This is a genomic window from Nitrosomonas eutropha, from assembly GCF_003201195.1.
Classification (GTDB): domain Bacteria; phylum Pseudomonadota; class Gammaproteobacteria; order Burkholderiales; family Nitrosomonadaceae; genus Nitrosomonas; species Nitrosomonas eutropha.
This window is the reverse complement of the sequence record NZ_QICQ01000009.1, coordinates 76,027-84,560: the sequence shown is the minus strand read 5'-3', so window position 1 is coordinate 84,560 and position 8,534 is coordinate 76,027. Positions and strand designations below refer to the sequence as shown.

Below are 8,534 nucleotides of genomic sequence, written 5' to 3'. Positions count from 1 at the left end.
CATCGCTTGCGTACCTGATACACCCACATGCGACTCACCTCAAAGCGCCGGGCAATTGCCGTTGGACCTTCGCCACGATCCAACGCACCCAGAATGCGATCCCGAAGATCTTGTGAATAGGCATGCATAACCTTCCCCATCAGTTGTGATAGAAAATAGTCTATTACACGCAATTTAAATCAAAATTCTCTAGCCAATGCCTCACATCTGCGCGAGCATTGGCCGTATTCAGTAATTTTTTTGCAGAGCACCTTGTTCCGTCAGCCATGCGTTGCCTTACCCGCCACGCTGCACTCGCGGTTAAAGTGTACCATTCGCAAAAATGCGGCAGGTGAAATAAAAGCAGCCAGCAAAGTGATAATAATCTTCATGGCCACCGGCAGTGCCAATAACCAGTTGAGCAATTTTTTGCTCTGACAGGATATGATTGGGGCACAAACTCTTTGAATCCGATTTAAAAACCAGTCACGACGGAGCAGCTTATGATTTCTCACCCGGTCAATCCTGCTGTTATTCTTTCTGCCACACCTACCGATACGGTTTCACAGATCCGGCCGATTAGTGCCGTTAATCCGGTGCCGGATGCAACGCAATCCGATACGCCAGCCTTTACGCTGGGTCAGAAGTATATGGCACAAATGGGGGAACGGCTGGCAAATGGTCATTCTATGGTCAATGTTGCGGGCAGATGGCTACAAATGCGTATGCCCGCTGCAGTCGATACCGGAGATCTTCTGGAACTGACACTGATCGAGCAATCTCCACGCTTAAAATTTCTGTTACACACTGATACACCAGCAGGTAGTAACAGTAACCCGGCAACGCTTAGCCCGGCCGGAAAACTCATCGCACAGTCGCTGAGTCAACCCAGCCTGCCTACCTCTAAAGCAGCAGGCAACCCCGCTCCTCTACTACCGACTCCCCCCGTTATCAATACAGATAAAGCACAACTGCCAGGCCAATTGCAGCAGGCACTGGCAATCAGTGGATTATTTTATGAAGCACATTTAGCTAGATGGCTAAATGGCAAGCGATCACTGCAGCAACTTCAGCAGGAACCACAAGGAAAATTGCCTGGCCCCACAATAGCCACCGCTTCAACGTCAACAGCGCTGGTTACGCCAGAGGCAGCTTCACTGGTGCAGCAACAGTTGCACACGCTGGAAACTGGAACCATCCAATGGCGAGGAGAAGTCTGGCCGGGGCAGGCCATGGAATGGGACATCACCGAGTATCCCGGTAATCATCAGGAAAAAGAGCAGGCTGACGGTGAAATAACCGGGAAATCTGGCCGTTGGCAGACTCGTATCCACTTGCACTTACCGAATCTGGGAAAAATTACCGCCACGCTTATGATTGATCCACAAGGCATACGCATCCGGCTAGATGCTGATTCCGACAATATTACGCAGCAACTCAAAAAAGAACAGATAGCACTGGCCAACGCCATGCAAGTAACCGGGCTAACAATTCGCGCAATGGAGATCCAGCGGCATGAAGAATCCTGAATTGAATCAGCAAGAAAATCAAAGCGGGCCGATCGACTCACTCACCACAGCGGAACGAGCGATCACCCCCGGAGCGGTAGCACTCACTTACCACAGTGGCATGACAGCCCCCCAGGTAGTTGCCAAGGGACAAGGACTAATTGCAGAGGAGATTATCCGCCGAGCGCAGGAAGCCGGGGTATACGTGCATGAATCAGCAGAACTGGTAGCATTGCTGATGCAGGTTGACCTGGACGAACACATCCCCCCGGAGTTATACGTAGCCATAGCCGAGCTTCTGGCATGGCTCTATCAGCTGGAAAACAGCATGGTGACAACACCCGCCTGATGACACCGGCGGCACTGGTTTCAAAAACCGGATTCAGTTTCAAGTTTTCTTGCCTGCTGCTCCAGTTTTGTAATGTAACGCTGTATCAATAGCCTTGATTTCTCGGGCAGATTGATAAATTCACAACCAATGCGCGGGCAGGTATTCCCGTTATTCAGAATAACCGTACCGACGTACGCGATCTGGATGGAGGCTTCAATTGAACTGAACAAGTTACCGTCTCCTGGTAAATCAATCCGGCAGTGTTCAAGCGTTGTGCCAGCTTTCAGAAGCGTGTCGGCATCTGGCTGATCTATCAACGCCATGCCACCACAGCTGATATCCAGCAAGCTGTAGACAACTGGCGCTTCGTCTGCTGCCCGCAATAAAGGAATAGTACAAACTGCAGGATTGGTGATGGACGTAGTGACCCGGTAAAAATTGCGCCGCTGCAAACGTTTCAGTGATTCCGGAATATCAGCACTGAATGCATGACGACCCTCAAACTGGACACGTTGCAGATTATCGCAATCAAACTCGATCCGGATCTGGTTATGGCTGGTAATACACCGCAGATATCCCCTTTTGAGCGCTATCTGATTGAGTGTTTCATTAATACCGTAATCCATTATCAACAGCTTCTGCTGCGGATCAACCGCCAGAATGGATGAGAGAATAGCGGAGTGACTGTCCCGCGCAAGGTACAGTGAAATCAGAGATTTTTCCTCCATGATCCCATTCAGAAAAAAACATATTTCCGGCCGGGAATTCACGCTGTAATCTGGCTCTTTTATATCGCTTGCTCTTGCTGACGAGATCGTCTGCTCGGAAAATGTTTGGAGTATGGCCATAGTCTGTCCCTTTGTTCTTTATTAGCCCAGGATCTCACACTTGCATATTCATTATTTCCTGATAAGCCGTTACCAGCCGGTTGCGTACCTGAATCATGGATTGAAAGGAAACATTGGCTTTCTGCAGGGAAATCATGACATCGTGCAGCTCGACATCCTGATTGCCGCGCACAAATTCCTGACTGAGTTGATTGGCAGTCTGCTGCACTGTATTAACCTGATCAACCGCAGACTTAAGTAATTGGCCAAAATCTGCCTGGGAAGCTGCAGGCGCGACCGCGGCGGGCTTATTGCCGCCCGCTGCCAGATCCGAGGTTGCCTTGAGCTGCGCCAGCATCTGATTCATCCCTGATGCAATATTCATATTTGTTCTCCGCTTTTGTAAAATTGATCAGCATTCGGCAAGCCGGTATTGCTGCAGCTTGTAACGCAGTGTCCGCTCGGAAATACCAAGTTTTTGTACAGCCAGTTTGCGTGAACCGTTCACAGCCGCCAATGTTTGCAGAATATGATCTCGCTCAAGTGATTTGATGTCACACAGGGAGGATTCAGCTGCTCCCTGCACATTCTCCTGGGAAGACTTGTTCATCGGCGACTCCGGTAAGTTCAGATGCGCAGGCTCAATTGGCCCTGTCGCTAGAATCATGGCACGTTGCATCACATTCTCCAGCTCACGAACATTTCCCGGCCAGGTGTACCGTTCCAGAGACAGCATGGCTGATTTTGTCAACGTACAGCCAGGTTGGGTGGATTTATCCAGAATATACTGCGCCAATGGCACAATATCCTGCACGCGTTCACGCAACGGAGGAATCTCTAGTGGAAAAACATTCAGCCGGTAGTACAAATCCTCACGAAATTGGCTTGCCCGCACATACGCCTGCATATCCCGGTTGGAAGTGGCAATCAGACGAATATCGAGCTTGATAGCTTTATTGCTGCCCACCCGCTCCACTTCACGCTCTTGCAATACACGCAATAGTTTTACCTGAAGGCTAAGTGGCATTTCCGAAATTTCATCCAGCAGCAAAGTGCCACCATTGGCCTGCTCAAACTTTCCTGCCTGCCCCTGAAATGCGCCAGTAAACGCTCCTTTTTCATAACCGAACAGGGTTGCTTCCAGCAGATTTTCGGGAATGGCAGCACAATTGATTGCGACAAAAGGTTGAGATACACGCGACGAATGACGATGCACAAACCGGGCCAACACCTCCTTGCCACTGCCACTTTCCCCCATCAGCATTACGGTCGCATCAGTCACGGCTACTTTCTTTGCCAATGACAACAATGTCAAGGTACGGGGATCTTCCGCCACAATTTCCGGTTCATCCTCATTGCTGATCGTCAGCAAGTAACGTTCGACATACGCCAACAGGCTGTGCGGATCAAATGGCTTAGGCAGATAATCCCTCGCTCCAGCACGCATTGCAGCTACGGCCTTGTCTACCTCACCATAAGCGGTCATTAGCACAACTGGAATCCACGGATGACTTCGCCTGATATTTTGCAACAGTGTATGGCCATCCATCGGACGCATTTGTACATCACTGATAACCAGCCCTACTGGATGGCTGCGTAATAGGTCAAGAGCGCGCTCACCTCCGCTGGCGGCAAGACTGGTGTAACCCTTCAATTTGAGGGTTGCACACAACGCTTCCAGCAAATCCGGATCATCTTCTACAATCAGTACAGGCAAATTTTGCATCTTTTATCTGTCCTCATTTTTAGTTGTTGCCATTTCACCTGCCGGGACAAATTTATTGGTTCGTGCCTTTGCTGCTCTTGGCAGGCAGATCGTAAACCGGGTTCCAATGCCAGGCGTTGAATCAATCCGGATTTCACCCTGCATCGACTGAATCAGGTTATGCACGATAGCCAGCCCCAGGCCGGTTCCTTCTATCCGGGTAGTAAAAAACGGCTCAAACACCCGTTCGTGTAACACCGGATCGATCCCCGGGCCTTCGTCACTGATAATCAGTCTCGCTTCATTCATTGTTGTTTCACAAATCAGCGTGATCAGGCTGCCCGCAGGTGCAATCTGCACAGCGTTATCAAGCAGATTCATTACGGCATTACTCAGTGCATCCCGATTCACATTCAGGCTGGACCCCATGCTGTTATCCTCCACCACGAAGCGAAGCTGACGTTGCTGCATCTGAGGTGCCATCACCTGCTGTAATTTACGTAACAGCACAGATAATTTCACTTTCCCCGCAGGCACAGACTCTCCTTTTACAAACTGGAGCATGTTACGGATCAGATGCTCAAGATGATGGAGCCGCTCTATCGTTTTAGCGGCAAAGCTGCTTCGTTCCTGAGCATCAAGTGTTTCAGCGCTCAAGTGTCCGGCATATAGCAATGCGGTTGATAAAGGTGTGCGCAACTGATGCGCCAGGCCGGCAGCCACCTCGCCCATTGCTGCCAGCCGCTGGTTACGGCGATTTTGTTCGCGTAGCGCATGGGCTTCTGTGATGTCATGCAGCAGCAAAATACTTTCTCTGGTGGTTTCCGAGAGGCTGTTTTCGATAAAGATCCTGCATAAATCAGGTGCGGCAGTAGCAGTTTTTACTGCCAACCATTCCCCGGCCAGAGCAGTTGGCTGTAGACGTTCCTGCTCGATCCGCTGCCACGTTATCCCCAGTAATGGTTCTCCCAGAAAACGAATTGCCGCCGGATTTACCCGGCTGATACGGTCCTGATGATCCAGCACAACAACACCACCAGGCAGTGCTGTCAACAACTGACCCAGCTGTTGCGAAAGTGCTTCCTTGGCAGCCAGCTCACGTTGCAATTCTCCATTGGCCAGCGCCAGCTCTTCAGTCAACCGGGAAACCTGCTGCTGTAATTCGCGATAGATTCCGGAAAGCTGGCTGGAGGCCTGGCTGAATACAGTAAACGCCTGCCTGAGCTGTTCATGGTTGGCTAGTGATGTAGCAGTAACTTCTGTTTTCATGGAAAAACAAACCCAATTTCGACGTTGCTCAGCTTAGCACCACCCCCTACCCGGATTACGGTTGGAATAGCACAAACAAATGTTCTCTGTTCCGGAATTCAGGCCTGGTGAATATCCTGATAATTCCGGTATTCGTTTAACCACGTTCGATATTCATATGCCAAACCAGAATCAGCTCAAATATTCGTTAAGCTGTGTCAATCCCGATCAACCGGGCAGGAGGTGATTTCATGGCAACTATTCAAGAAGAAATCCAGGGAGAGAAAAAGGCATTTAGTCAGCTGGATAAAATCAAACAACTGCCGGCCCAAAAGAAGCTGGGATTGATGGTGGCAGCAGCTGCCGTGATCGCACTATTCGCAGGAACATGGCTGTGGAGTCAGACACCGGATTACCGCGTGCTTTACGCAAACTTATCGGAGCAGGAAGGCGGTGCAATCATCGATGCCCTGCAAAAGATGAACGTTCCATACCAGTTCAGCGAGAGTAGTGGCTCGATTCTGGTTCCGGTCAATCAGGTGCATGAAGTCCGTCTGCATCTGGCAGGACAGGGATTACCCAAGGGCAATCTATCTGGTTTCGAGATATTGGAAAACCAGAAATTTGGCTCTAGTCAGTTTCTGGAACAAGTCAATTACCAGCGCGCACTGGAAGGCGAGCTAGCCCGCTCGATCCAGTCCTTGTCAGCCGTGCAGGGAGCACGGGTGCACCTGGCCATTGCCAGGCCAAGCGTGTTTACCCGGGAACGCCAACAACCAAGTGTTTCTGTACTGCTGAACCTGCACCATGGACGCATGCTGAGCCCCGAACAGGTCAGTGCCATCGTCCATCTGGTTTCCAGCAGCATTCCCGATCTGACGGTCAAAAATGTCACAGTTGTTGATCAGCAGGGCAATTTGTTAAGCGGCCAGAAAGAAAATCAGATGGAAACCGGGCTTGACCCCGGCCAGCTTAAATATGTACAGGATATGGAACAGAATTTCGTCCGGCGCATTGAAGCTATTCTGACGCCTGTCACCGGCCAGGATAATGTACATGCACAGGTGACTGCGGATATCGATTTTTCCCGCATTGAGCGTTCCGAAGAAACTTACCGACCCAACAACAACCCAGAAGAATCTGCAGCCGTTCGTAGCCAGCAGAAATCCGAATCGGTTTCTATTTCACAACCCGATGGCGGCGTGCCTGGTGCGCTGTCAAATCGCCCTCCTGCCCCGGCCCAGGCACCGGTAGAAACCAAAGAAGGTCAGGAGGAAACTGCTCAGACAACGCCTACCGATACCCGGAAGGAATCCACCACTAACTACGAAGTGGATAAAACCATTTCACATATCCGCCAGTCAACCGGGCAGATCAACCGACTTTCAGCAGCCGTGGTAGTCAATTACCGCACAAGGATGAATGAAGAAGGCAACCCGATCAACGAACCGCTTTCTGGCGAAGAAATTGAAAAGATTACGGCGTTGGTCAAGCAGGCCATCGGTTTCAGCGAGGCTCGCGGCGACACATTGACCGTCACCAACAGTCAATTCAGGTTGAAAGAGGAAATTCTGGAAGAACTGCCGCTCTGGAAAGATCCGGATACTGTTCTGCTCGCCAAAGATATTGGCAAACAGTTGCTAATTGCCGCCATTGTGCTGTTCTTCCTGCAAAAAATCTTCCGGCCATTTCTGAAAAATCTGTTGCCTCCTCCACCGCCTGCTCCTGTTCCGGCATTAACTGCCAAGGATTCAGAACAGGATGAAGCTGCGATCAATACGATCAAGGTAATGACTCTGGAACAAAATCTGGAAAAGGCCAGATTACTGGCTGCCAATGAACCGGCCATTGTGGCCAACGTCGTCAAGGGATGGGTATCCGGCAATGAACGATGAAGGAATATTAAAAAGTGCAATCCTGTTGATGTCGCTGGGAGAAGAAGAAGCTTCCCGGGTTTTTCGCTATCTTGGCCCCAAGGAAGTACAGAAACTGAGTGAGGCCATGGCCGCTCTCAACGACATCAAGCGGGAAAAAATAGAACTGGTACTGGAAGAGTTCTGCCAGCAAGCTGATGACAGAACCTCGCTGGGACAGGACGGACTCGACTATCTGCGTAACGTGCTGATCAGGGCTCTGGGGGAGGAGAAAGCAGCCAATCTGCTGGATCGTATCAACCAGGGAGATGACACCAGCGGCATAGAAAGTCTGAAGTGGATGGATGCTATTGCCGCTGCAGAGCTGATCAAGAATGAACATCCACAAATTATCGCCACGATTCTAGTCCACCTGGAGCGCGATCAATCCAGCACAATTCTCGCACAGTTTGCCGAACGGCTGCGTAACGATGTCCTGCTGCGCATTGCCACGCTAGACAGTGTGCAGCCGATTGCATTGCGTGAATTAAATGGCGTGCTAAGTAAACTGCTGTCAGGGACTGATAGCATCAAAAAGCCGCGTATGGGCGGTGTCCGTACCACGGCAGAGATCCTGAACTTTATGCCCACTGCCCTGGAAAACAGTGTTATTGAAAATTTCACCCAGTATGACGAAGAAATCGCGCAACGCATCATGGATGAGATGTTTGTCTTCGATGATCTGTTAAAGGTTGACGACCAGGGTATACAGCTGCTGCTGCGGGAAATTCAGTCGGATTCGCTCATCACGGCACTCAAAGGCGCAAAAGAGGAACTGCGCAGCAAGATTTTCAGGAACATGTCGCAACGTGCCGCTGAAGTGCTGCGTGAAGACCTTGAAAGTAAAGGGCCGGTTCGTGTCTCCGAAGTGGAAGCTGAACAGAAGAAAATTCTCAAGATTTTACGCCAGCTTGCCGATGATGGTCGTGTCGCGCTGGGTGGAAGAGGAGAAGATGGTTTCCTTTAGATGCCTGTATTTATTGTGAATAACAGAAAATTGTGCGTCGTTACGAATCCTCTCCC

General features: G+C 50.4%; 9 protein-coding genes. 4 read left to right on the top strand and 5 right to left on the bottom strand.

Annotated features, from left to right (window positions below; translation table 11 throughout):
- Positions 1–128: helix-turn-helix domain-containing protein (locus C8R14_RS05100; RefSeq protein ID WP_181257476.1), on the bottom strand; the 128-nt coding region annotated here is incomplete at its 3' end.
- A gap of 354 nt (positions 129–482) precedes the next feature.
- On the opposite strand from C8R14_RS05100, the gene fliK reads away from it, so the two are divergent.
- Both fliK and C8R14_RS05085 read left to right on the top strand, forming a co-directional pair.
- Positions 483–1,508, top strand: a complete 1,026-nt coding sequence (gene fliK, locus C8R14_RS05090) for a flagellar hook-length control protein FliK (RefSeq protein WP_011633846.1) — start codon at positions 483–485, stop codon at positions 1,506–1,508.
- Positions 1,495–1,836 carry an EscU/YscU/HrcU family type III secretion system export apparatus switch protein gene (locus C8R14_RS05085; RefSeq protein WP_011633845.1) on the top strand — a complete coding sequence of 114 codons (342 nt, stop codon included), beginning with the start codon at positions 1,495–1,497 and terminating at the stop codon, positions 1,834–1,836. The genes fliK and C8R14_RS05085 overlap by 14 nt, the downstream gene beginning before the upstream one ends.
- Before the next feature lie 20 nt (positions 1,837–1,856).
- On the opposite strand, the gene C8R14_RS05080 is transcribed toward C8R14_RS05085, so the two are convergent.
- Genes C8R14_RS05080 through C8R14_RS05065 form a run of 4 tightly spaced genes read right to left on the bottom strand, consistent with a single transcriptional unit; the run spans position 1,857 to position 5,619 of the window.
- Entirely contained in the window at positions 1,857–2,666 is an 810-nt protein-coding gene (locus C8R14_RS05080) for a flagellar brake protein (protein WP_011633844.1), read from the bottom strand.
- Positions 2,667–2,700: 34 nt separating this feature from the next.
- On the bottom strand, positions 2,701–3,030 hold the full coding sequence (gene fliE / locus C8R14_RS05075) for a flagellar hook-basal body complex protein FliE (RefSeq protein ID WP_011633843.1): 330 nt from the start codon (positions 3,028–3,030) through the stop codon (positions 2,701–2,703).
- A 27-nt stretch (positions 3,031–3,057) separates the two neighbouring features.
- Positions 3,058–4,371, bottom strand: a complete 1,314-nt coding sequence (locus C8R14_RS05070) for a sigma-54-dependent transcriptional regulator (RefSeq protein WP_011633842.1) — start codon at positions 4,369–4,371, stop codon at positions 3,058–3,060.
- A 3-nt stretch (positions 4,372–4,374) separates the two neighbouring features.
- Positions 4,375–5,619: a sensor histidine kinase gene (locus tag C8R14_RS05065; protein WP_011633841.1), complete on the bottom strand. Its 1,245-nt coding sequence runs from the start codon at positions 5,617–5,619 to the stop codon at positions 4,375–4,377.
- 230 nt (positions 5,620–5,849) lie between these two features.
- Between C8R14_RS05065 and fliF the strand changes: the two genes are divergently transcribed.
- Together fliF and fliG are read left to right on the top strand one after the other, a co-directional pair.
- Positions 5,850–7,493, top strand: coding sequence for a flagellar basal-body MS-ring/collar protein FliF (gene fliF / locus C8R14_RS05060; RefSeq protein ID WP_011633840.1), 1,644 nt, complete (start codon positions 5,850–5,852; stop codon positions 7,491–7,493).
- The gene (gene fliG / locus C8R14_RS05055) at positions 7,483–8,478 is read left to right on the top strand and encodes a flagellar motor switch protein FliG (RefSeq protein ID WP_011633839.1); all 996 of its coding nucleotides are present in this window, start codon (positions 7,483–7,485) and stop codon (positions 8,476–8,478) included. Before fliF ends, fliG begins: the two co-directional genes overlap by 11 nt.
- Positions 8,479–8,534: the final 56 nt, after the last annotated feature.